The sequence below is a fragment of the Dysgonomonas sp. ZJ709 genome (genome assembly GCF_011039195.1).
In the GTDB taxonomy this organism is placed as follows: Bacteria; Bacteroidota; Bacteroidia; order Bacteroidales; family Dysgonomonadaceae; genus Dysgonomonas.
In genome coordinates this window covers 238,139-261,415 of sequence record NZ_JAAKEM010000001.1, presented here as the reverse complement: position 1 = coordinate 261,415, position 23,277 = coordinate 238,139, and the positions used below count along the sequence as shown (strand labels likewise).

Annotated in this window: 23 protein-coding genes; 20 read left to right on the top strand and 3 right to left on the bottom strand. The window is 37.3% G+C overall.

All coding sequences use genetic code 11. The annotated features are described in order from the left end of the window. Positions 1 to 140: 140 nt before the first annotated feature. Entirely contained in the window at positions 141 to 1,472 is a 1,332-nt protein-coding gene (locus G7Y56_RS01145; RefSeq protein ID WP_165020481.1) for a PhoH family protein, read from the bottom strand. Between the two features lie 287 nt (positions 1,473 to 1,759). On the opposite strand from G7Y56_RS01145, the gene kdsA reads away from it, so the two are divergent. From kdsA to G7Y56_RS01045, 20 genes are all read left to right on the top strand, one after another. Next, positions 1,760 to 2,554 (top strand): 3-deoxy-8-phosphooctulonate synthase, encoded by a 795-nt coding sequence (gene kdsA / locus G7Y56_RS01140; RefSeq protein WP_165040384.1) that lies wholly within the window; start codon positions 1,760 to 1,762, stop codon positions 2,552 to 2,554. Position 2,555: 1 nt separating this feature from the next. Then, a complete protein-coding gene (locus G7Y56_RS01135; protein WP_165040381.1) occupies positions 2,556 to 3,272 on the top strand; it encodes a 2-phosphosulfolactate phosphatase in 717 nt (238 codons plus the stop codon). A 4-nt stretch (positions 3,273 to 3,276) separates the two neighbouring features. Then, positions 3,277 to 3,642, top strand: a complete 366-nt coding sequence (locus tag G7Y56_RS01130; protein ID WP_165020478.1) for a YraN family protein — start codon at positions 3,277 to 3,279, stop codon at positions 3,640 to 3,642. A 6-nt stretch (positions 3,643 to 3,648) separates the two neighbouring features. Then, entirely contained in the window at positions 3,649 to 4,011 is a 363-nt protein-coding gene (locus G7Y56_RS01125; RefSeq protein WP_165020477.1) for an MmcQ/YjbR family DNA-binding protein, read from the top strand. An 11-nt stretch (positions 4,012 to 4,022) separates the two neighbouring features. Beyond that, entirely contained in the window at positions 4,023 to 4,754 is a 732-nt protein-coding gene (locus G7Y56_RS01120; protein ID WP_165040379.1) for a biotin--[acetyl-CoA-carboxylase] ligase, read from the top strand. A gap of 59 nt (positions 4,755 to 4,813) precedes the next feature. After that, a complete protein-coding gene (locus G7Y56_RS01115) occupies positions 4,814 to 7,120 on the top strand; it encodes a glycoside hydrolase family 3 N-terminal domain-containing protein (RefSeq protein WP_255498616.1) in 2,307 nt (768 codons plus the stop codon). 151 nt (positions 7,121 to 7,271) lie between these two features. Continuing rightward, positions 7,272 to 7,730: an arginine repressor gene (locus G7Y56_RS01110; RefSeq protein ID WP_165040375.1), complete on the top strand. Its 459-nt coding sequence runs from the start codon at positions 7,272 to 7,274 to the stop codon at positions 7,728 to 7,730. A 52-nt stretch (positions 7,731 to 7,782) separates the two neighbouring features. Continuing rightward, positions 7,783 to 8,379: a GNAT family N-acetyltransferase gene (locus G7Y56_RS01105; protein WP_165020473.1), complete on the top strand. Its 597-nt coding sequence runs from the start codon at positions 7,783 to 7,785 to the stop codon at positions 8,377 to 8,379. Then, entirely contained in the window at positions 8,376 to 9,575 is a 1,200-nt protein-coding gene (locus G7Y56_RS01100; protein ID WP_165020472.1) for an argininosuccinate synthase, read from the top strand. Before G7Y56_RS01105 ends, G7Y56_RS01100 begins: the two co-directional genes overlap by 4 nt. A 93-nt stretch (positions 9,576 to 9,668) precedes the next feature. Further along, the gene (argC, locus tag G7Y56_RS01095; RefSeq protein WP_165040372.1) at positions 9,669 to 10,637 is read left to right on the top strand and encodes an N-acetyl-gamma-glutamyl-phosphate reductase; all 969 of its coding nucleotides are present in this window, start codon (positions 9,669 to 9,671) and stop codon (positions 10,635 to 10,637) included. A gap of 13 nt (positions 10,638 to 10,650) precedes the next feature. Then, entirely contained in the window at positions 10,651 to 11,322 is a 672-nt protein-coding gene (locus G7Y56_RS01090; RefSeq protein ID WP_165040370.1) for a hypothetical protein, read from the top strand. After that, positions 11,323 to 12,672, top strand: coding sequence for a hypothetical protein (locus G7Y56_RS01085; protein ID WP_165040368.1), 1,350 nt, complete (start codon positions 11,323 to 11,325; stop codon positions 12,670 to 12,672). Further along, on the top strand, positions 12,669 to 13,076 hold the full coding sequence (locus G7Y56_RS01080; protein ID WP_165040366.1) for a GNAT family N-acetyltransferase: 408 nt from the start codon (positions 12,669 to 12,671) through the stop codon (positions 13,074 to 13,076). The genes G7Y56_RS01085 and G7Y56_RS01080 overlap by 4 nt, the downstream gene beginning before the upstream one ends. A 21-nt stretch (positions 13,077 to 13,097) precedes the next feature. Then, positions 13,098 to 14,222, top strand: a complete 1,125-nt coding sequence (locus G7Y56_RS01075) for an aspartate aminotransferase family protein (RefSeq protein ID WP_165040364.1) — start codon at positions 13,098 to 13,100, stop codon at positions 14,220 to 14,222. Positions 14,223 to 14,235: 13 nt separating this feature from the next. Further along, the gene (locus G7Y56_RS01070; protein WP_165040362.1) at positions 14,236 to 14,994 is read left to right on the top strand and encodes a GH25 family lysozyme; all 759 of its coding nucleotides are present in this window, start codon (positions 14,236 to 14,238) and stop codon (positions 14,992 to 14,994) included. 322 nt (positions 14,995 to 15,316) lie between these two features. Further along, entirely contained in the window at positions 15,317 to 16,159 is an 843-nt protein-coding gene (locus tag G7Y56_RS01065; protein ID WP_165040360.1) for a prephenate dehydratase, read from the top strand. A gap of 21 nt (positions 16,160 to 16,180) precedes the next feature. Further along, the gene (locus G7Y56_RS01060) at positions 16,181 to 17,347 is read left to right on the top strand and encodes a pyridoxal phosphate-dependent aminotransferase (RefSeq protein WP_165040357.1); all 1,167 of its coding nucleotides are present in this window, start codon (positions 16,181 to 16,183) and stop codon (positions 17,345 to 17,347) included. Positions 17,348 to 17,366: 19 nt separating this feature from the next. Next, positions 17,367 to 17,918, top strand: coding sequence for a GNAT family N-acetyltransferase (locus G7Y56_RS01055; RefSeq protein ID WP_165040355.1), 552 nt, complete (start codon positions 17,367 to 17,369; stop codon positions 17,916 to 17,918). 21 nt (positions 17,919 to 17,939) lie between these two features. Beyond that, the gene (locus G7Y56_RS01050; RefSeq protein ID WP_165020462.1) at positions 17,940 to 19,001 is read left to right on the top strand and encodes a bifunctional 3-deoxy-7-phosphoheptulonate synthase/chorismate mutase type II; all 1,062 of its coding nucleotides are present in this window, start codon (positions 17,940 to 17,942) and stop codon (positions 18,999 to 19,001) included. 81 nt (positions 19,002 to 19,082) lie between these two features. Then, the gene (locus G7Y56_RS01045) at positions 19,083 to 19,859 is read left to right on the top strand and encodes a prephenate dehydrogenase/arogenate dehydrogenase family protein (RefSeq protein WP_165040353.1); all 777 of its coding nucleotides are present in this window, start codon (positions 19,083 to 19,085) and stop codon (positions 19,857 to 19,859) included. A gap of 5 nt (positions 19,860 to 19,864) precedes the next feature. On the opposite strand, the gene G7Y56_RS01040 is transcribed toward G7Y56_RS01045, so the two are convergent. Together G7Y56_RS01040 and G7Y56_RS01035 are read right to left on the bottom strand one after the other, a co-directional pair. Continuing rightward, positions 19,865 to 20,368, bottom strand: coding sequence for a pyridoxamine 5'-phosphate oxidase family protein (locus tag G7Y56_RS01040; RefSeq protein ID WP_165040351.1), 504 nt, complete (start codon positions 20,366 to 20,368; stop codon positions 19,865 to 19,867). A 94-nt stretch (positions 20,369 to 20,462) separates the two neighbouring features. Continuing rightward, the gene (locus G7Y56_RS01035; RefSeq protein WP_165040349.1) at positions 20,463 to 23,012 is read right to left on the bottom strand and encodes an adenosylcobalamin-dependent ribonucleoside-diphosphate reductase; all 2,550 of its coding nucleotides are present in this window, start codon (positions 23,010 to 23,012) and stop codon (positions 20,463 to 20,465) included. Positions 23,013 to 23,277: the final 265 nt, after the last annotated feature.

The window sequence follows — 23,277 nt, the reverse complement described above, 5'->3', positions numbered from 1 at the left end:
TCTAGGATGCTTATATTGTCAAGAAAAAAGTATTAAATCCCCAAATGATGTTAACATTTTAAAATATAAACAAAATGGCTTAAACAAAAGAGAGATTGTACAAAAAGTACAACCTCTCCCCTATATTATTTTCTATACTTTTAAAGTAAAGTACTAGCCAGCTCGGACAATCGGCTTCGCTCTCCTTTCAGCAGATTGACGTGGGCAAATAAATCCTGCCCTGTCATTTTATCTATTACGTAAGCCAAACCATTCGACTGAGCATCAAGATAAGGCGAATCAATTTGTTGAAGGTCTCCTGCAAATATCATCTTTGTTCCCTCTCCTGCCCGTGTTATGATCGTCTTTATCTCGTGTGGAGTCAGATTCTGTGCCTCATCTATAATACAGACCATTTCCGAAAGGCTTCGTCCTCGTATATATGCCAAGGCCTCTATCTCTAGTTTTTTATTCTTTTGCATTTCTTCTATACTACGTGCCTCTGCACTTCCGTATGATAAGCTATTTCTTATGACCAACAAGTTATCAAACAACGGTTGCATATAAGGTGCTATCTTTTGCTTCTCGTCTCCGGGCAGAAAACCCAATTCCTTATTCCCCAATGCTACGATAGGGCGTGCCAGCAATATTTGTTCGTAATTCTCATGCTGTTTCAATGCCGCAGCCAAAGCAAGCAGGGTTTTTCCCGTACCGGCTTTCCCCGTAAGTGCCACCAACTTTACATTCGGGTCTAACAGAACCTCTAGAGCAAAAGCCTGTTCGGCATTACGTGGCTGAATACCATAAGCAACCTGCTTCTCTATCTTCTTTATTTTATTGGTAAATGGATTGAAACGAGCTAAGGCGCTCTTTTTGCCATTCTTCATAATAAAACATTCATTGGGATTCACAGGGCTATCCAGATCAAACTCCGAGATATCAATACCTTCTGCCTGCGTATAAAGTCTATCGATAACAGACGAATCCATATCTTTAAATGTTTTATGCTCTTTTTCGAACAGAAATACATCAGGAACCTTATCGTTAATGTAATCTTCGGTAAGCAATCCTATTGCACGTGCCTTCATTCGCAGATTAATATCCTTTGTTACAAGAATAGTCTTCGTTTTCGGGTCTCGTTCTGAAATATCCATCAGAGTTGCCAATATCCGGTGATCGGGTATCATTTCAGGGAATATGGCTGAAACTTTCGGCTGAGATTTCATTCCTGTCTCCACATAAAGTTTACCCATACCATTGCCCATTGCAGCACCTTTCGAAAAAAGGTCGTCGTCTGTTATAGCATCCAATTGACGAAGAAATTCGCGAGCATTATAATTTATCTGTTCGTTCCCCTTTTTAAATTTATCTAACTCTTCGAGTACAATGATAGGAATGTATATATCATTTTCCTCGAAATTATCCAAGCATCTGAAATCGTGAAGAATAACATTTGTATCTAAAACGAAGTTTTTCTTTTTACTTCTCCCCATAATATAATTTCATTAAGTTGTATTAATTATAACTCTCGCAATTTATCATATAACAATAAATACGGGCATTTTGATCTTGAAATGCAAACAAAAAATGATATTTAATCCAACTGTCAGAATATCAATGATTCCCTTATTTTAATTTTTTTCTATCCCACATCTAAGAGTTTTTTAGTATATTCGGGAATCTTTTTAAAGCAGGTTTCTTAAGATATTATCAACTAAGTTAGTTGTCACTTTAAAAAGAAATAATAATTTATTTACAGTACTTATTTACTCTATTTTACATGGATAATTCATATTTGAAAACAGATAACTTCTTTCTTCTTGCAGGGCCCTGTGTTATAGAAGGAGAAGAAATGGCATTACGTATTGCCGAAAAAATTATTTCAATCACATCAAAGCTAAATATTCCTTATGTTTTTAAAGGATCATATAAAAAAGCTAATCGTTCGCGCGTAGACTCATTTACCGGGATCGGTGATGAAAAAGCTTTGAAAATACTCCGCAAAGTAAACGAAACATTTGGCATACCTACGGTAACAGACATTCACGAAACACACGAAGCAGCTATGGCTGCCGAATATGTGGATGTGCTGCAAATCCCTGCATTCCTTTGTCGCCAGACTGATCTATTGATTGCTGCGGCAAAAACAGGTAAGATTGTAAACATAAAGAAAGGGCAGTTCCTTGCACCGGGTGGAATGAAATTTGCAGCTCAAAAAGTTGTGGATTCAGGTAATAACAATGTAGTCATAACAGATAGAGGTACGACCTTCGGATATTCGGATTTAGTTGTAGATTTCAGAGGAATACCCGAAATGAAAGAATTCGGATTTCCGGTAGTGTTGGATGCGACCCACTGTTTGCAAAAACCAAATCAATCGTCGGGTGTGACAGGTGGACAACCACAGTTGATAGAAACAATGTGTAAAGCCGGTATTGCAACGGGTATAGACGGCCTGTTTATAGAAACACATTTCGATACTGCTCATGCCCTATCTGATGGAGCAAATATGCTTCCTCTCGACCAATTAGAAGGTCTATTAATTAAACTATCAAGAATAAAAGCTGCATTATAAGATGAAAGTAGAAGTTTGTTTTTCGCCTGCACTCTATCCTTATTATGCTGAGAATAACGATAAGATAGTAATTGTAGTCGATATCTTTAGAGCCTCGACCACAATGTGTGCTGCATTCCAGAATGGAGTAAAAAGTATTATCCCTGTAGCCTCTATCGAAGAAGCACAAGCTTACAAAGCTAAAGGTTATCTGGTAGGAGCTGAACGGAATGTGAAGCGTTGCGGCTTTGCCGACTTTGGTAATTCTCCATTCGACTATACAGCGGAAAAGGTAAAAGATAAAGATGTTGTATTTACAACCACGAATGGCACGCAAGCTATAAATATAGCTGCTGATTGTTATTCGTTGGCAGTTGGTGCTTTTTCTAATATCAATGCAATTGTCGATTTTTGTATCGAAAAGCAGAAGGATGTGATAGTACTCTGTGCTGGATGGAATAACCGATTCAACTTGGAAGATAGTTTATATGGCGGTGCTTTAGCCGAACTCCTGATAAAGAAAGGAAGCTATCTGTCTGCATCAGATGCGACGCAAGTCGCTCTGTCTATGTGGAAAGAGGCTAAACCTGATATTCGTGCATACATAAATAAATCAGAACATATAAAGAGATTGGAGGCGAATAATCTACAAGACTCTGTTGATTACTGCCTTACTTTAGATACAGTGAATTTAGTACCCATTTACAATAAGGAAACTAAGAAACTTACACTTATCTGATACCATGGCTGAACATAACGAACTCGGTAAAAAAGGCGAAGATGCCGCCGTATATTATCTTCAGCAGAACGGTTATAAGATAATTAAGCGCAATTGGGCTTATGATAAGTATGAGATAGATATTATAGCTCAAAATGATGAGTTTATCGTTTTTGTAGAAGTGAAAACCCGAAGTTCGAATCAATGGGGTAATCCCGAAGATGCCGTTTCGAAAGGGAAAATAAAACGTATTGTAGAAGCAGCTGATTTTTATCTGAATGAATTTGACATCGATCTGCCTGCCCGATTCGATGTAATAGCAATTACTCCGACAGGGAAATCTTTTGAAATAGATCATATTGACGATGCTTTTTTATCACCTGTTAATTGATAAGATATGAATATTGAACAACTTAGAGAATATTGCCTCTCGATTAAAGGAGCTTCCGAATGTCTCCCTTTTGATGATACCACACTTGTTTTCAAGGTTATGGAGAAAATGTTTGCATGTTTGCCTCTCGAACCTAGGAATAATGATTTTAATATTATCTTGAAATGCGATCCGGAAAGGGCTGTAGATTTAAGGGAACATCACAGTGGAATCACCCCCGCTTTTCATTTCAATAAAAAATACTGGATATCTATTTTTTTAGATAGCGGTGTGCCTGATGAATTGACAAAAGAACTCATTCATCATTCTGTAGATGAAGTTATCAAAAAACTGCCTAAAAAGAAACAAGAAGAATACCATAACAGTTAATCCGATAATTTATGCCTCCTGTTATTCATTTAGAAGAGACTTTTTCGACTAATACTTATCTTAAAGATTTGTTATTGAAACAAAATGTAGAAGAGGGAACTATTATACACAGCGATTACCAGTCAGCCGGAAAAGGGCAGCGTGGTAATAACTGGGAATCTGAACATGGAAAAAATCTGCTTTTCAGTATTGTACTTTATCCGACAATGATAAATGCAAACGAGCAGTTTATCATATCGCAATTCATATCATTAGCTCTCAAAGATACATTAAGTAAATATGCTGATAATATTACGATTAAATGGCCGAATGATATCTATTGGAAAGAGAAGAAAATTTGCGGTATTCTGATAGGAAACGCCTTATTAGAAAACAAAATCAACCAGTCTGTTATCGGTATCGGCATAAATATAAATCAAGAGCGATTTATTACCGAAGTGCCAAATCCTGTATCCCTAAAAAAGATAACAGGCAACAGCTATGATTTAAAAGAAATACTGACAGAGTTAGCAAACCAGATTCAACTTCATTACAGGGATGTAAAAGAAGGCAATTTCAATCCGATAGTTCAACAATACAAGGACTCTCTCTTCCGAAGCAAAGGTTACCACTTATATCACGACGGCGTAATGGATTTCCTTGCGAAGATAAAAGACATAGAACCCTCCGGTATTCTTGTATTGGAAACGATGGAAGGCGTGGAACGTAAGTTCGCCTTCAAAGAAGTAAAATATATTATATAAACTGATTATAACTAAACATGAAACACATTTACTCCTATTGTTTTGCTATTATCATTTCAATGATAATTACTCAGTCAATTCAAGCACAAAAAAACGGATACAAAAATCCGAAATTAAGTGTCGAGGAACGTACACAAGACCTTCTCCGCCAAATGACATTGGAAGAGAAAGTCGGACAATTATTATGCCCTCTTGGTTGGGAAATGTATGAGAAACAAGGTAATAAAGTATCTCAATCGAAGAAATTTGAAAATATAGTAAAGGAGAGGCATATCGGTATGCTTTGGGCTACCCTTCGTGCCGATCCATGGACACAAAAAACGTTAGAGACAGGATTAAATCCTGCCTTATCGGCAGAAGCATGTAATGCGCTTCAGCGTTATATGATAGAAAACACACGCTTAGGTATCCCTATTTTCTTAGCAGAAGAATGTCCGCACGGACACATGGCGATAGGTACGACTGTATTTCCGACAGCCATAGGACAAGCAGCAACATGGAATCCTAAACTTATCGAACAAATGAGCGCAACCATATCGAAAGAAGCCCGCATGCAAGGAGCGCACATCGGTTATGGCCCTGTATTGGACTTAGCAAGAGAACCTCGTTGGTCGAGAACAGAGGAAGCTTATGGCGAGGACCCTATTTTGATTGCCAGCATGGGAGAGGCCTTTGTGAAAGGTTTGGGTAGTGGCGATCTGACAAAAGAGTTTAGCCTGATTTCGACCCTTAAGCATTTCGTTGCTTATGGTGTACCCGAAGGTGGACATAATGGCAGTAGCAATAGTGTGGGAATGAGAGATCTGAAAGAGAATTTCCTTCCCCCTTTCGAGAAAGCTGTTCGTACAGGAGCATTGTCCGTTATGACTGCTTACAATTCGGTAGATGGTATTCCTTGTTCGTCGAACGAATATTTATTAAATGATATTCTTCGCGACGAGTGGGGCTTTAGAGGTTTTGTAGTTTCCGATCTGGGAAGTATAGAAGGTCTTAAAGGTAGCCATCATGTTGCAGAATCAGTAGCTGATGCAGCTAAACAAACAGTTGTTGCGGGATTGGATTGCGACCTAGGAGGCAATGCTTATGTGAATCTGATAGATGCCGTAAAAAAAGGTGAGGTAAAGCAATCGGTGATTGACACTGCCGTATGCAGATTATTACGTTTGAAATTCAAAATGGGATTATTCGAAAATCCGTATGTAAGTGAAAAAACAGCAAAGGCAAATGTAAGAACAAAAGAAAATATTTCTTTGGCAAGGCAAGTTGCCCGCGAAGCTATTGTTCTACTGGAAAACAAGAATAATACTCTTCCTTTAAACAAGAACATAAAAAAAGTAGCTGTAATAGGGCCTAATGCCGATAACATTTACAATCAATTGGGAGATTATACAGCACCACAAGAAAGAAGTAATATCGTTACTGTTCTCGATGGTTTAAAGGCAAAACTTACATCTTCGCAAATAGAATATGTGAAAGGGTGTGCCATCAGAGACACTACCGATATAAATATAGATGTGGCTGTAACTGCTGCAAAAAAAGCCGATGTGGCAATAGTAGTAGTAGGCGGATCGAGTGCACGCGATTTCAAGACTAAGTATATCGATACCGGTGCAGCAGTAGCTGATAAGAATAGTGTGAGCGATATGGAAAGCGGCGAAGGCTATGATAGAGCGACTCTCGACCTCATGGGAAAACAACTGGAATTACTGAAAGCCGTTAAAGCAACAGGTACTCCTGTGGTTGTAGTTTATATACAAGGTCGTCCATTGAATATGAACTGGGCTAGCGAAAATGCCGATGCTTTACTAAGTGCTTGGTATCCGGGGCAAGATGGAGGAAACGCCATTGCTGATGTATTGGTTGGCGACTACAATCCGGCAGGTCGTCTACCTATCTCGGTTCCTCGTTCGGTGGGGCAATTACCTGTGTATTATAATATGCGCAATCCGGCAGGTCACGATTATGTGGAAATGTCGGCAAAACCGCTTTATTCATTCGGATATGGATTGAGTTATTCCACATTCGACTACAGTAGTTTAACGATTGAGAAAAATGGAAGTCTTGATTATCTAGTAAGCTTTACTGTGAAGAATACAGGTAAATACGATGGTGACGAGGTTGCTCAGTTATATCTACGTGACAAAGTGGCATCGACCGTACGCCCTGTGAAGCAACTAAGAAGTTTCGATCGTATGCACCTTAAAGCCGGAGAATCGAGAATAGTTACATTTAGACTAACTTCTAAAGATTTCGAACTGATTGGTAAAGATTTGAAACCGGTAGTAGAAAGCGGTATATTCAATATTATGATAGGCCCTGCATCCAATAATACTAAACTTCAAAACGATTTGGACGTGATCCTGTGACGGGAACAAAATAGATTTTACAATTTATCATTTATATAAAATAAGGTTATCTCATCAGGTAACCTTATTTTTTGTAAAAAAGCATCTTCTAAATGCTAGAATATACAATATTATGTATATTTTTGCATCATAATTGTATATTTATACATACATGACAAAACAATACAGACATAAAATAATAACGGAAGTAATTCGTAATAACGACATTATCAGCCAAGATATGCTTCTCAATATATTAACAGAGAAAGGATTTGAGTTAACTCAAGCCACACTTTCTCGCGATATTAAGGAACTTAAAATAATAAAAGTACCTACCCCGAAAGGAAGCTATGCCTATCGTTTTTCGGAAAGTATACCTTCGCTACAAGAAGAGATTGAAGTATCTTTCTCCTCCTTCAAATTTGTTAGTATCGAATTTTCGGGCTCTTTGGCAGTTGTAAAAACACGTCCCGGATATGCAATGGCAATTGCTGGCGAGATAGATAGAAAAGCCTCTGAATGCATAATAGGAACAATCGCGGGCGACGATACTATATTACTCGTACCACGTGAAGGCATCGAACGAGAAGAAGTAATTAAATCCTTATCACAATTTATACCTATCAAATAGGTAGCACAGTGTTTATAAACTTATAAAACAATTTATTTTTCAGAAACAAGAAATGGATACACCGGATATAAAAGTAATAATTGCTAATGAAAGCCATGTTGGGTATGTGCAAACCATACTCGACACAATAGAGGCTGCAGCAAAAGTGCGTGGAACAGGGATTGCTAAGCGTTCGCCGGAATATGTCGAATTGAAGATAAAAGAAGGTAAAGCGATAATAGCTTTAGCCGGAGACGAATTTGCAGGATTCTGTTACATCGAATCCTGGGGAAACAAACAATATGTTGCTAACTCGGGACTTATTGTTGTTGATAAATTCAGACAACACGGATTAGCTAAACGAATTAAGCGTCATGCTTTTTCGCTCGCTCGTGCTATGTATCCTCAGGCAAAAGTTTTCGGATTGACATCGGGAGCTGCCGTTATGAAAATAAATACAGAACTGGGCTATGTACCTGTCAGTTTCGCTCAGTTGACAGATGACGAGTCATTCTGGAGAGGATGTCAGGGTTGCATAAACTACGATGTGCTTACAAGAACAGAACGCAAATATTGCATTTGCACAGCTATGCTTTTCGACCCTGAAAAACAAAAAGATAAAAAAGAAATAAAAGATATAATCAAAGATTTAAAGAAGCAATTGAAATGAAAAAGAAAGTCGTTTTAGCATTTAGTGGAGGATTAGACACATCATTCTGTGCAAAATACTTATCAGAAGATTTAGGTTACGAAGTATATACTGCAATTGCCAACACTGGCGGATTCACACCCGAAGAGTTGAAAGTGGTAGAAGAAAAAGCGTATAGACTAGGTGCTGCCAAACATGTTGCATTAGATATTACACAAGAATATTATGAGAAAAGTATCAGATATATGATATTCGGTAATGTACTTCGTAATGGCACATATCCTATCTCGGTAAGTTCGGAACGTATTTTTCAAGCAATTGCGATTATCAATTATGCAAAAGAAATAGGCGCTGATGCTGTGGCACATGGCAGTACAGGTGCAGGTAACGATCAGGTTCGTTTCGATCTGACTTTCGACGTGCTTGCTCCGGGTATCGAAATAATCACACCTACTCGTGATATGATATTGACTCGTGAATATGAGATCAACTATCTGAAAGAACACGGCTACGAAGCCGATTTCACTAAAATGGAATATTCTATCAACAAAGGTCTTTGGGGAACAAGTATCGGTGGAAAAGAAACGTTGAAGTCTAACCAAACTCTTCCTGAAAGTGCTTACCCTTCTCAGTTGAAAAAGAATGGTTCGGAGTTCCTTACCATCGACTTCGAAAAAGGTGAGATAGATGCTGTAAATGGAGAAAAATATACAGACAAAGTAAAAGCCATTCAAAAGATCGAAGAGATCACGTCCGCTTATGCTATCGGTCGTGATATGCATATCGGCGATACGATCATCGGTATCAAAGGACGTGTTGGCTTCGAAGCTGCTGCTCCTATGGTGATTATCAATGCACACAAAATGCTTGAAAAACATACATTGAGCAAATGGCAACAATATTGGAAAGACCAAACAGCAAACTGGTATGGTATGTTCCTACACGAAGCTCAATATCTTGAGCCTGTGATGCGTGATATTGAAGCGATGATGGAAAGCTCTCAGGATAATGTTACAGGTCGTGTAATTATCGAATTGAAACCTTATCACTATACATTAGTTGGTGTGGAAAGCGATTTCGATTTGATGAAAGCTGATTTTGGCGAATATGGTGAAGTGAATAAGGCATGGACTGCTGACGACGCTAAAGGATTCACTAAAATATACGGCGTACCTACTAAGATTTTTCATAGTGTGCAGAAGAAAAACGGAAAGTAATTGATATTTTATAGACAGCAGAGATAAAAATATAGCTTTATGGAAAATCTGAAAAGGTTTACTCTATAAAAAGAAACACGATAATAAAATACAATGATAAAAGCAGGAATAATAGGCGGTGCGGGATATACGGCAGGCGAACTGATCCGTATATTACTCAATCATCCGCAAGTAGAACTAGTATTTGTGAACAGCACCAGCAATGCAGGAAATAAATTAACGGATGTACATGGCGGATTGTTAGGTGAAACCGATTTGACATTCACAGACCAATTGCCTTACGATAAAATAAATGTCTTATTTTCTTGTTCGGCACATGGCGACACAAAGAAATTTTTAGAGGCGAATGATATACCTCAAGATTTAAAAATTATCGATTTATCGACAGACTATCGCCATAAAGCAGAAGGTAATGATTTTGTTTATGGTCTTCCCGAACTAAATAAAGATGAAATAAAAAAAGCATCCCGCATTGCTAATCCGGGATGCTTTGCTACAGCTATTCAATTAGGTTTATTGCCCTTAGCAAAAGCAAAATTGCTTAATACCGAAATACATGTAAATGCTATAACAGGATCGACCGGGGCTGGAGTAAAACCTTCAGCAACATCCCATTTTAGCTGGAGAGAGAATAATATATCGGTCTACAAGGCTTTTGGGCATCAGCATCTGACTGAGATAAAAGATTCTTTGACTCAGTTACAAAATAGTTTTAGAGAAGATATTAGCTTTATACCTGTACGCGGCAATTTTACCCGTGGCATATTTGTTACTACCTATCTCAAGTTCGATGGAACATTGGAAGAAGCTGAAAAATTGTATCTGGATTTTTATAAAGATAGCCCTTTTGTGATTATTTCAGACAAAAATATAGATTTGAAGCAAGTAGTAAACACCAATAAGTGTGTATTGCATTTGGAAAAACATGGCAATAAACTACTGATCCTGTCATGTATCGATAACTTAATAAAAGGCGCTTCGGGACAAGCTGTACACAATATGAATCTAATTTTCGGATTGGACGAAACAGTAGGTCTAAAGTTGAAATCGGCAGCATTTTAGTACAACTCTTTAAATGAGCAATATAAAACCAACCAAACCCCCTAAAAATAGAATTATTGAAGAATTCGATAAACTAATCGTTTTGGATATTCTTCAAGAAGAAAAAGATAATAAAATTTATGAGTTCTATAATCGAAACTTCGATTTCTTTGAAAGGGTAGATAGCATTACCAGTAACTCCATGATAGCTAGCTTTATTAATATAAAAATTATATACATAAGGATTCTAGACGATAAAGAAATGTATAAAGATGCTTCTTATATTTGTAAACAATTACCCGGTTTATTGGCTAAACTGGATAAAGAATATTATAAATATCAAGAAATTAAAATACGAGTATTGCGTTGGGAAGGTGTAATATTAGGAAGGCTAAAACAATATAAGAAATCAAACGAGAAATTTAAATTACTTTTCAATATTGGAGAAGAAAAAAACTTTTATAAAAGATGGTTAACAAGTAATTATTACTGCATATATTACAAATATGTATTGGCTTTCTTAATATGCACTATCATTCTAACGATATTAAGATATATTCCTATTTATTTGGATTGTAATTTACCTGTTTTTCCTCTAAAGTTATCAAGTGCTATATCAATAATCTCTTTAATATTAATGATAGTATATTTCTCTCTGGAGAATATTATTACTTATTTTATAAATAAAAAATACAAAATCACATAAATGAAATTCAAAATTGATAATCAAACATTTAAAGATCTGGACATTTTCGACACTGCTCAGAATGGACAATCTGTGTTTGCTCTTTTCAATTTCACTCAATGCTTAGGAGGGAAAGAGAGACTTAGAAGCTTCTTGTCTTCTCCGGTTACTGACCTTACTGAACTCACAGAGAGGAAAGCCGCAATTGCATATTTTCAGAAATACCTCCCAATAGGATTAGAGGTTGATAAAAACAGTCTGGATTTCACAGAGTTTTATTTAAAAAATGGTTCATACCCCACACGAATTGTTTCTAAAGCTATTGCTATAGAAAGGAAGATAATGGATAAGATAAGTCCCAACAGCGAATATTATCTTATAGAAAAAGGGGTAAGTTCAACCGTTAATTTATTAAAATCCATCCATCAGTTTTCACTAGAACTATCAGCTAAATTTCAACGGTCAGAAAGTTACCCGACCCTTTTACAGAAAAACAATGAGAAGGTTCTGGAGATTTTTTCACAACCCGAATATGAGGAAATCATCAACTTAAAAAAAATAAAAGCTTATGATACATCAAGGTTAGACTATCTTTTTCGTTATAAAGACAGACATCACATACGTTTTTTCCTAAGCCTTATTTATGAATATGACGCTTTTCGATCAGTAGCTAAAGCAGCAGGCGAATATAAGTTATCATATCCCGAAATATTACCCGAAACAGAGAATCGCCTTAATATAGAAGGATTGTTCCACCCTTTTGTCGAAAATGCGATACCTAACGATATTCATTTCGACGGATCGTCGAACCTTCTATTCGTGTCGGGTCCTAATATGGCAGGTAAATCAACCTTCCTCAAAGCACTGGGTATTTGCGTGTATCTGGCACATGTAGGATTTCCTGTACCGGCAAGTCGAATGACTCTAAGCGTCTTATCGGGATTATGTACGACAATAAACATTGCCGATAATTTAAAATCGGGCTACAGCCACTTCTATGCAGAAGTAATGCGGATAAAAGATGTGACAGCAGAATTATCGTCTAATAAAAATATGCTTGTTATCTTTGATGAACTATTCAGAGGAACAAATGTAAAGGATGCTTACGATGGAACTTTAGCTATTGTATCAGCATTTTCCCGCATAAAAAGCTCTTTCTTTGTAGTATCGACCCATATTGTTGAAGTAGCAAAAGAACTCGACGACAATACTAAAATAAAGTTCTGTTATTTTGAAGTAGATCAACCAGATGGTGTACCAACCTATACTTATAAGCTAAAAGAAGGTGTATCTGATGTGAGACTTGGAATGTATATCATAAATAAAGAGAGGCTGATTGAGCAGATAAACAGTATAACAGACGATAAATGAAAATAGAATATTCAAATAAGATTCCCGAGATAAATTCTTTTTTCGCGTTATATGAATCCACAGGGTGGAATAATTCAGAAGGAAAAACAAAAGAAGAACTGTATAATGCTATCGAAAAGAGTTGGTATATTATTTCTGCTTTCGCAGATAATAATCTGATTGGTTTTGGCAGAGTTATTTCTGATGGATATTTGCACGCATTCATTGTAGATTTAATAATTTTACCTGAATATAAGCAACAAGGAATCGGAACAGAAATACTAAATCGCCTCGTAGATCAAATAAAGAGTGCAGGTATCAACGACATTCAACTCTTTTGTGCTAAAGAAAAGAAAGAGTTTTATTTGAAAAATAATTTTGAAGAACGCTCACCGGATGCACCTGGTATGCAATACAAAAATTGACAATAAAAAAATATAAAATATATGAAACTATTTGACGTATTCCCCCTATTCGATCTGAATATCGTAAAAGGAGAAGGTTGTTATGTATACGACGACAAAGGAAATAAATACTTGGATCTGTATGGTGGTCATGCCGTTATTTCGGTAGGACATACACATCCTTATTATGTAGAAAAACTGACCGATCAACTAAACAAGATAGGTTTTTATTCTAACTCTGTAATCAATAAATTACAGCAAGAAGTTGCTCAGAAATTAGGTGAACAATGTGGTTATCCTGACTACTTCTTATTCCTTATAAATTCGGGAGCAGAAGCTAATGAGAATGCAATTAAACTTGCATCCTTCCATAATGGACGTAAAAAAGTTCTGGCTTTTGCCAAAGCATTTCACGGACGCACCTCTGCAACTGTTATGGCAACGGACATACCGAGTTATCAGGCTCCGGTAAACGAAAGCAAGAACTTTGTATTTGCACCCTTCAACGATATCGAATTTGTAAAGAAAGAACTGGCTACAAAAGAATACTCATCAGTAATTATTGAAGGTATACAAGGTGTTGCAGGAATACAAATACCTGACGATAGCTTTTTGAAAGAACTCCGTCAAGTTTGTACCGAAACAGGAACAATCCTTATTATAGACGAAATACAATCGGGATATGGACGTTGTGGTAAATTTTTCGCGCACCAATATGCAGGTATTGAAGCCGATCTAATCACTGTCGCTAAAGGTATCGGTAATGGATTTCCTATGTCAGGTGTATTAATTCATCCGATGTTTAAGGCTGTATATGGTCAATTAGGTACTACCTTTGGAGGAAATCATCTGGCTTGTGCAGCAGCTATTGCCGTGCTGGATATTATGAAGGAGGAAAAATTAGTGGAAAACGCATATAACGTCGGTGAATACTTAATGCAGGAATTGAAGAAACTGCCACAAATAAAAGAAGTACGTGGTCGAGGCTTAATGATAGGTATGGAATTCGATAAACCGATCAAAGAAATGCGTACCAAACTACTATTTGAAGAAAAAGTATTTACAGGATCTACCGGAACCCATGTATTCCGTTTGCTGCCACCTCTTTGCCTGACAATGGAGCAAGCCAAAGAATTTATGGTACACTTCAAAAAAGTAATCGCATAAACTATAATATCGTTTGAAGAAAAAAAATATAATCTATTCTGTCATCGGAATTGCTTTGCTGATCTTAATCGCCGGAGGACTACGTTATGCCTTTTACCAAGGGTACATAAGAGCAAACTACCCTTCGTTGGAAGAATATCCGGTTCAAGGGATTGATGTTTCTCATCATCAGGGGATCATCAGATGGAAAGATTTAGACAGAAGGTTTGTTCAATTCGCCTTTATCAAAGCTACGGAAGGAGGAAATCACAAAGATTCACTCTTTCACGAGAATTGGAGAGAGGCTAAAAAGAATAATATACCTGCTGGTGCTTACCACTTCTTCACCTTTTGTAAAGAAGGCGACGAGCAAGCCCGTAATTACATCCATTATGTCCCGAAAGACAGTATAGACCTTCCTCCTATTATCGACCTTGAGTATGGTGGTAATTGTCAGGAAGCAAATCGCAAAGAGGATATTATTCAAGAGATAGCAAACTATCTGGAGATAATAGAAGATCACTATCAACAGAAAGCGATTATATATACAACAAACGAATTTTATAAGACATATCTTCTAAATAAGTTTATGGATAATCCTATATGGATACGCGATATTCTATCTGTTCCCAATTTACCCGATGGCCGGAAATGGTTATTCTGGCAGTATACTAACAGAGGGCGTATCGAGGGAATTGATTCATTTGTCGATTTAAACGCATTCGTTGGAAGCAAAGAAGAGTTTGAAGTACTACTTAAATCGAATAAGAAAGAAGTATTGCCTACAGAATAATTGCTGTTTATCAATTAAAGCAGACGATTTAAGGATGCTGTTTATTTTATAAATGACATCAAAAAGAGAATATGAATGATATAACTGATAAAAAAATAACATTTTTGTTTGCACTATTCAAAAAAGTATTACATTTGTAGTCATAAATAAAGCTAAGAATATTTTAGAATGAAGAACTTTTCTTATACATACTTTTTCTTTTTTTACTTTTACTTTAAAAAGTGAAATAGGATTTTGTATGAGAAATTTGAAATGAAATAACAAAATAGAAATATATAAAATCCTGTCCGAAACGACGGGATTTTTTTTTGAAAAAATTAAGATGAAGAAAGTTGCTATTCAGGGAGGTCTAGGTGCATATCATGGCATTGCGGCAGAGAATTTTTTCGAGGAAGAAGTTGAAATAGTGCCTTGTATTACATTCAGGGATATTTTTACTGTAATAAAGAAAGATCCCAACACAATAGGCATCATGGCTATAGAGAATACGATTGCCGGAAGTTTATTGCCAAACTATGAGCTACTTAAAATCAACAAATTACCTATTGCCGGAGAATACAAACAACGCATATCGCATTGTTTAGCAGCTTTACCCGGACAAACTATTCACGACATCAAAGAAGTACAGTCTCATCCGATTGCACTGATGCAATGTACCGAATTCTTAGATACTCTGCCCGATGTAAAGGTAGTAGAACACGAAGATACTGCTCTTGCTGCCCGCGATATAGCGGCAAATAAGACGCTGGGCTGTGCAGCAATATGTAGCACGAAAGCTGCAGAAATATATGGCTTGAATATATTGGCGAGGGGAATTGAGACGAATAAGCACAATTTTACTCGCTTTCTTATTTTCGGTAATCCATGGGTTGTCGAAGAAATACAGAAAGATGAAGTATTGAACAAGTCATCTATAGTATTTACAACTCCTCATAACGAAGGTAGCTTATCGAAAGTATTATCGGTATTCTCGTTCTACGATATTAATCTGACTAAGATACAATCATTGCCGATCATTGGTCGCGAGTGGGAATATCAGTTTTATGTAGATCTCAAATTTTCAGATTTGGCACGTTATAGACAATCGTTAGATGCTATCCGTCCGCTGATCAGTGAACTGAAAGTTTTGGGAGACTATCCCGAAGGAAGACAAAGCGAATCGTAAAACTATCAAATAAGAAAGATTATGAAAACTATTATACCGGCAGAACGCCTTAACTCGGTAAACGAATACTACTTCTCAATCAAATTGAAAGAAGTTGCTGAGATGAATGCAGCAGGCAAAAATGTGATCAGTTTAGGTATCGGAAGCCCCGATCTTCCACCATCGAAAGAAACGATTGATGCACTAAGTTCGTCAGCAGCTAAGAGCGACACACACGGATATCAGCCTCATGTAGGCATACCCGAGTTGAGAAAAGCATTTGCCGACTGGTATAAAGATTGCTATAATGTATCACTCAATCCCGCAAATGAAATTCAGCCATTAATCGGGTCGAAAGAAGGGATACTACATATCTCACTTGCATTTATAAATCCGGGCGACGGCGTTTTAATTCCCAATCCGGGTTATCCGACTTATACATCTATAAATAAGCTGATCGGAGCAAAAATCCATAGCTACGACCTCGATGAAAATAATAACTGGCAACCAGATTTCGATGCATTAGAAAAAATGGATTTATCCAATATTAAACTAATGTGGGTAAACTATCCGAATATGCCAACAGGCGCAAATGCGACGATTGAGCTATTTGAAAAACTTGTTGCCTTCGGAAAAAAACATGGAATTATAATAGTACATGATAATCCGTACAGTTTGATTCTAAATCAAAAACCACTTAGCATTTTGCAAGTAGATGGGGCTAAAGATATCTGTATAGAATTAAATTCGATGAGTAAATCTCATAATATGCCCGGTTGGCGTATGGGAATGCTAGCTTCGAATCCCCAATTTATACAATGGGTACTGAAAGTATTGAGCAATATCGACAGCGGACAATTCAAACCGATGCAAGAGGCTGCGGTAGCAGCTCTTCACAATTCGAAAGAATGGCATGAGACTATGAATATAGAATTATATAGTACTCGCCGCAAGTATGCCGAAGAGATAATGGATGCACTTGGCTGTACTTTTGATAAAAATCAAGTGGGAATGTTCCTATGGGGAAAAATACCGGCACAATATAAAGGAAGCGAAGAACTAGCCGATAAAATATTGTATGATGCGAAAGTATTCCTAACTCCCGGATTTATTTTCGGAGACAAAGGGGAAAGATATATACGCATATCATTATGTTGCAACGAAACAATGCTTAAAGAAGCGTTGAAACGAATAAAAGAGATCGTGTAATAAACATCCGATTTAAAATATGAAGTTTGAACCAATACATATAACACTCAAGAATGGCAAATCTGTAACAATACGGGAAGCTACGACAGAGGATGCGGAAGGATTAATTACTGCTGCAAAATCCTATCTTAGAGATAGCGACTATCTCCTTTCGTATGAAGAGGAGTTCAATCCGACTATTGAGGATGAAACGAATTGGATTAAATCTTATGATAACGACAATAGCCTGCTCCTTATAGCGACAGCAGATGATATAGTAATTGCAACTTTCGGTTTACTGGGTAAACAAATGAGAAAATTACGTCATACCAATGAGCTAGCTATTGCTATACGAAAAGAATGGCAGAATACAGGTTTAGGCACAGCCCTTTTTGAAAATGCAATTCGTTGGGCTAAAAGAAATCCCGAATTAGAGATTCTTTGTTTAGAAGTATTTGCCGAGAACGAAGCGGGTATTGCACTTTACAAAAAAATGGGTTTTGTAGAGGAAGGGAAGAGAAAGTACTACTACAAAACAAAATTGGGCGGATATATAGATAACATTATAATGACATTAAGAATAAAAGAATAATCAATTAAAAATAAAATAGACATGAAACTAGAATCAATTTTACTCCCCGGGGTTGACGCTAAGCGTCCGATGGTAATTGCAGGACCTTGTAGTGCTGAAACAGAAGAACAAGTAATGAGCGCGGCCAAAGCATTGGCTGCTGATGGTATAAAAATTATGCGTGCCGGTATATGGAAACCCCGTACTAAACCGGGTGGATTCGAAGGTATCGGTAGTCAGGGACTTGCTTGGCTAAAAAAAGTAAAGCAAGAAACAGGTCTTTATGTTTCTACAGAGGTAGCGACACAAAAACATGTTTATGAAGCATTGAAATACGGAGTGGATCTTCTTTGGATTGGTGCACGTACAACTGCAAACCCTTTTGCTGTACAAGAAATTGCCGATGCACTGGAAGGTGTCGATATTCCTGTCCTTGTAAAAAATCCTGTAAATCCTGATCTTGAATTGTGGATCGGTGCATTAGAGCGCCTTAGCAATGCAGGCTTAACTAAATTAGGTGCTATTCACCGTGGATTCAGTTCTTATGACAAAAAAATCTACCGTAATCTTCCTCAATGGCATATTCCTATCGAATTGAAACGCCGTTACCCTGATCTTCCAATCATTTGCGACCCTAGTCACATCGGTGGTAGACGCGATTTAATCCAACCACTGTCACAACAGGCTATGGACCTAAATTTCGATGGTCTGATTATCGAAACACATTGTGATCCTGATAACGCATGGAGTGATGCATCGCAACAAGTAACTCCTAGCAGACTGAAAGAAATACTTTCTGCACTGGTTATTCGTGATGGCAAACAATCAACAGAAGACCTTTCAGACCTTCGTCGACAAATAGACGAGATGGACGACCAACTATTGGAGCTTATGGCTAAACGCATGCGTATTTCTTGCGAAATAGGTACATTCAAGAAAGAGCATAACATGACTGTGGTTCAAACTGAACGTTATGATGAGATCTTGAACAAGCGTATTTCTCAGGCTAGCGGCATGGGTATGAATCCTGAATTCATGCGTGTTGTTTTGGAAGCTATCCACGAAGAGTCGGTAAGACAACAAGTAGATATTTTAAACAAATAATAGCTTTTCAAACCCCTCTTTAGGAGGGGTTATTTCTTCCCTGTTGTGGGAAGTGATATAATATCTCTAATTTAGAAGACAATGAGAATACTTATACTTGGTGCCGGAAAAATGGGTTCCTTCTTTGGTGATGTGCTTAGCTTCGATCACGAGTTGGCAGTCTTTGATACCGATCCTCAGCGATTGAGATTCATATACAATACCGTTCGGATGAGTGATCCGAAGGAGATCAAAGAATTTAACCCCGAATTGGTGATAAATGCAGCTACAGTAAAATATACGATTGATGCCTTTAAAGCAATACTGCCTTATATTAGCAAAGATTGTATTATATCCGATATAGCTTCGGTAAAAACAGGACTGAAAGAATTTTATGCAAGTGTCGAACAACCGTTTGCATCTTCCCATCCTATGTTTGGACCTACATTTGCCGATCTTCGCAACTTAAGTACACAAAGTGCAATCGTAATTTCGGAATCTAGTCGCAAAGGCAAGGAGTTTTTCCTAAACTTATACAGAGGGCTAAATCTTCGTGTATTTGAATACTCTTTCGAAGAGCATGACGAAACAATCGCTTATTCCCTATCCATCCCTTTTGCATCCACTCTTGTATTTGCATCGGTAATGAAACATCAGGAAGCCCCGGGAACGACATTCAAACGTCATATGGACATTGCTAAAGGCTTGTTGTCGGAAGATAATTACCTACTGACCGAGATCTTATTCAATCCATATACACCCTCACAAGTAGAGAATATTCGTGCGGAATTGAAAAGCTTGCTCAATATCATAGAAAATAAGGATAGTGAAGCTATGCTTGATTTTCTAACTAAAGTTAGAAAAAATATTGAAGAATAGAAGAATCAGAATACCGGACCTTCTTTATAATTACGCGAGTTGGGATGTGGAACACCAAATATTTTAGTTGATATTTTATCAACCTCTATTTTCCAAATGCGTACATTATTTACTGCCGGCACAGAATATGTAAAAGCTCTGTCTGTATATTGTTTCATTATTATATTCAGGGCTTTTACTTTTTCATCAAAGTTTTCTTCAAAAATGACTTTACCCTTACAGATTACACTACTCCCCTGCATACGGTAACTGCAAGCCACCTCTACATTCTGATAAGTGAGCTGGGCTCTTGAGCAAAATGTAATACATACATTCGGATTATTCTCCAACGCCTTTATACTTCCTCCATCCTGTCCGGAGTGCAGATATATAATATCGTCGGCATACCCGAAATTCATCGGTATCACATAAGGCATACCCTCCGTGTCTATCATACCGACATAGCAAGTATTATTCTTTGCTATTATTTCGTTTATTAAGGCTCTCTCTTCAATAGTAACTGTTATCATAAGCAGGATTATTCTTTTCGTTAACAACAAAGATAAAATAAAAGAAGGAACAATACAATTGCTCCTTCTTCTCTATTCTATATAATGATTACGATCATCCGCATTTAGATGCACCGCAGTTTGTACACTTCATACAACCTTCCTGATAGATCAACGTTTCCAATCCGCAAACAGGACATTTCTGACCTTTAGCTTCCGTTTCATTCGGGAGGTATTTCTTTAAGGCACGTTCTACACCATTCTTCCATGTATTAATGGTTTCGCTGTTTAGCTCTAGTGTTTGTACCAACTTAACAACCTGATCGATAGGCATACCGTAACGAAGAACTCCTGAAATTAATTTAGCATAGTTCCAATACTCAGGATTGAATTTATCATTAAGACCTTCGATAGTCGTTTTGTAACCTCTTTTATTTTTAAACTGGAAGTCATAAGAACGCTCACCCTCGTCGTTTGTTGTCTTAATAATAGCTCCTTGATTTACATTCTTAGGCAACATAAGACCTTCGTCATCATCGGCAAGACCGGTAAATATCTCATAAGGACGACCATCTAACAACCCGATGAATGCAATCCATTTTTCTTTATTATTTTGGAACTTGATAACCTCTGCACTCAATTCTCTAGGACGAGAAGGAACGATTAACGGACGCTCGTAGCAGTTGCAATCCTCTTCCGCTTTTTTCTTCTTTTCATCATCAGCAGCCAAAAGTACACCCGCACGTGAACCATCACGATATACGGTACAACCTTTACATCCGCTCTTCCAAGCCTCTACATAAAGTTGATTAACAAGATCTTCCGACACATCAGACGGTAAGTTAATAGTTACGCTGATAGAGTGATCGACCCATTTTTGAATACGTCCCTGCATCTTCACTTTTTGCAACCAGTCTACATCATTCGATGTGGCTTTGTAATAAGGAGATTCGGAAACCATCTTATCCACTTCTTCGTTTGTATAACGTTTTGTTGTAGAATAACCCTTACTTTCCATCCATGTAACAAACTTATGGTGGAATACAATGTATTCTTCCCACGAGTCACCATTTTCATCAATAAAGTCGACACGAACCTCTTTATCATTTGGATTCACCTTACGACGGCGTTTGTAAACCGGCATAAATACAGGCTCTATACCCGAAGATGATTGACTCATCAAACTTGTTGTTCCTGTTGGAGCTACAGTCAAACACGCAATATTACGGCGACCGTATTTCTCCATATCTTTATATAATTGTGGATCTGCTTCTGCCAAACGGTTGATAAACGGATTGTTTTTCTCACGTTTGATGTCAAATATTTCGAATGCTCCACGCTCTTTAGCCATGTCTACAGACGAGCGGTAAGCAGCAAGAGCCAATGTACGGTGTACTTCTTCAGCAAAAGCAGTAGCTTCTTCTGTTCCATAGCGAAGACCCATAGCAGCAATCATATCACCTTCGGCTGTTATACCAACTCCGGTACGGCGACCTTGAAGTGTTTTTTTGCGAATTTTTTCCCAAAGATGTCTCTCTGTAGATTTTACTTCTTCCAACTCAGGATCATCATTTATCTTTTTAAGGATAAGTTCGATCTTTTCAGTTTCAAGATCGATAATATCATCCATAATTCGCTGAGCTAATGCTACATGTTTTTTGAATAATTCAAAATCGAAATAGGCATCATCCTTGAACGGATTAACAACATATGAATATAAATTGATCGCCAACAAGCGGCAGCTATCGTAAGGACAAAGTGGAATCTCGCCACAAGGATTTGTAGATATGGTTTTAAACCCTAAATCAGCATAACAGTCAGGCACCGACTCTCTGATAATTGTATCCCAGAAAAGAACACCGGGTTCAGCCGATCTCCATGCGTTATGCACAATCTTTTTCCAAAGTTGAGATGCTTCTATATCTTTAACTGTTGTCGGATTTTTAGAATCGATTGGATATTGTTGTGTATATAATGTGTCATCAACAACAGCTTGCATAAAATCGTCATCAATTCTCACGGATACGTTCGCTCCTGTTACTTTACCCTGCTCCATTTTAGCATCGATAAAAGATTCAGAATCGGGATGTTTGATAGACACACTCAACATCAATGCCCCACGACGGCCATCTTGCGCCACCTCACGTGTAGAGTTCGAATATCTTTCCATAAATGGAACCAACCCTGTAGATGTCAATGCAGAGTTCTTCACAGGAGAACCTTTAGGTCGGATATGTGATAAATCGTGTCCTACTCCACCACGGCGTTTCATCAATTGAACTTGTTCTTCATCGACACGAATAATTGCACCGTATGAATCTGCCTGACCATCCAGCCCTATTACAAAACAGTTAGACAAAGATGCTATCTGGAAATTATTTCCGATACCTGTCATCGGACTTCCCTGAGGTATAATATATTTGAAGTGATCAAATAAATCGTATAATTCTTTGTTTGTTAAGCCATTTTCATATCTAGCTTCTACTCTAGCTATTTCATTAGCTAATCTCCAGTGCATATCTTCGGGCGATTGCTCGTAAATATTGCCGGCTGCATCTTTCAATGCATACTTATTTACCCACACTTTTGCTGCAAGTTCATCGCCATCAAAGTATGCCAGTGCGGCAGTACATGCCTCATCAAAAGTGTAAACCTTTTGTGCCATTTTTTTGTTATTATATATTTTGATTGTAATATAAAGTCTTATTTTTCTTTCGATGTACAATGTTAGAAATTAATCGAAAACGAAACAAATTTTACAAGATTAATTTATGAACAATTTAAAAAGTTTTCCATTTTATTTTTCAAATATCTATAAATCAATTGATTAAATTTTAAAGATATCCAAAAAGTTTTCCATTTTGTTTTTCGATGTCACATTATGATAAACAAAAACATAACACATATAGTTCACGTAAAAAGACACAAAA

Excerpts from the sequence above, each read along its gene's own strand:
- G7Y56_RS01045 (WP_165040353.1), top strand. The coding sequence starts at position 19,083 with ATGAGAATACTTATACTTGGTGCCGGAAAAATGGGTTCCTTCTTTGGT.
- G7Y56_RS01060 (WP_165040357.1), top strand. The coding sequence starts at position 16,181 with ATGAAAACTATTATACCGGCAGAACGCCTTAACTCGGTAAACGAATAC.
- G7Y56_RS01080 (WP_165040366.1), top strand. The coding sequence starts at position 12,669 with ATGAAAATAGAATATTCAAATAAGATTCCCGAGATAAATTCTTTTTTC.
- G7Y56_RS01050 (WP_165020462.1), top strand. The coding sequence starts at position 17,940 with ATGAAACTAGAATCAATTTTACTCCCCGGGGTTGACGCTAAGCGTCCG.
- kdsA (WP_165040384.1), top strand. The coding sequence starts at position 1,760 with ATGGATAATTCATATTTGAAAACAGATAACTTCTTTCTTCTTGCAGGG.
- G7Y56_RS01055 (WP_165040355.1), top strand. The coding sequence starts at position 17,367 with ATGAAGTTTGAACCAATACATATAACACTCAAGAATGGCAAATCTGTA.
- G7Y56_RS01075 (WP_165040364.1), top strand. The coding sequence starts at position 13,098 with ATGAAACTATTTGACGTATTCCCCCTATTCGATCTGAATATCGTAAAA.
- G7Y56_RS01035 (WP_165040349.1), bottom strand. The coding sequence starts at position 23,012 with ATGGCACAAAAGGTTTACACTTTTGATGAGGCATGTACTGCCGCACTG.
- G7Y56_RS01065 (WP_165040360.1), top strand. The coding sequence starts at position 15,317 with ATGAAGAAAGTTGCTATTCAGGGAGGTCTAGGTGCATATCATGGCATT.
- G7Y56_RS01135 (WP_165040381.1), top strand. The coding sequence starts at position 2,556 with ATGAAAGTAGAAGTTTGTTTTTCGCCTGCACTCTATCCTTATTATGCT.
- G7Y56_RS01105 (WP_165020473.1), top strand. The coding sequence starts at position 7,783 with ATGGATACACCGGATATAAAAGTAATAATTGCTAATGAAAGCCATGTT.
- G7Y56_RS01120 (WP_165040379.1), top strand. The coding sequence starts at position 4,023 with ATGCCTCCTGTTATTCATTTAGAAGAGACTTTTTCGACTAATACTTAT.
- G7Y56_RS01090 (WP_165040370.1), top strand. The coding sequence starts at position 10,651 with ATGAGCAATATAAAACCAACCAAACCCCCTAAAAATAGAATTATTGAA.
- G7Y56_RS01145 (WP_165020481.1), bottom strand. The coding sequence starts at position 1,472 with ATGGGGAGAAGTAAAAAGAAAAACTTCGTTTTAGATACAAATGTTATT.
- G7Y56_RS01040 (WP_165040351.1), bottom strand. The coding sequence starts at position 20,368 with ATGATAACAGTTACTATTGAAGAGAGAGCCTTAATAAACGAAATAATA.
- G7Y56_RS01125 (WP_165020477.1), top strand. The coding sequence starts at position 3,649 with ATGAATATTGAACAACTTAGAGAATATTGCCTCTCGATTAAAGGAGCT.
- G7Y56_RS01110 (WP_165040375.1), top strand. The coding sequence starts at position 7,272 with ATGACAAAACAATACAGACATAAAATAATAACGGAAGTAATTCGTAAT.
- G7Y56_RS01130 (WP_165020478.1), top strand. The coding sequence starts at position 3,277 with ATGGCTGAACATAACGAACTCGGTAAAAAAGGCGAAGATGCCGCCGTA.
- argC (WP_165040372.1), top strand. The coding sequence starts at position 9,669 with ATGATAAAAGCAGGAATAATAGGCGGTGCGGGATATACGGCAGGCGAA.
- G7Y56_RS01085 (WP_165040368.1), top strand. The coding sequence starts at position 11,323 with ATGAAATTCAAAATTGATAATCAAACATTTAAAGATCTGGACATTTTC.
- G7Y56_RS01100 (WP_165020472.1), top strand. The coding sequence starts at position 8,376 with ATGAAAAAGAAAGTCGTTTTAGCATTTAGTGGAGGATTAGACACATCA.
- G7Y56_RS01115 (WP_255498616.1), top strand. The coding sequence starts at position 4,814 with ATGATAATTACTCAGTCAATTCAAGCACAAAAAAACGGATACAAAAAT.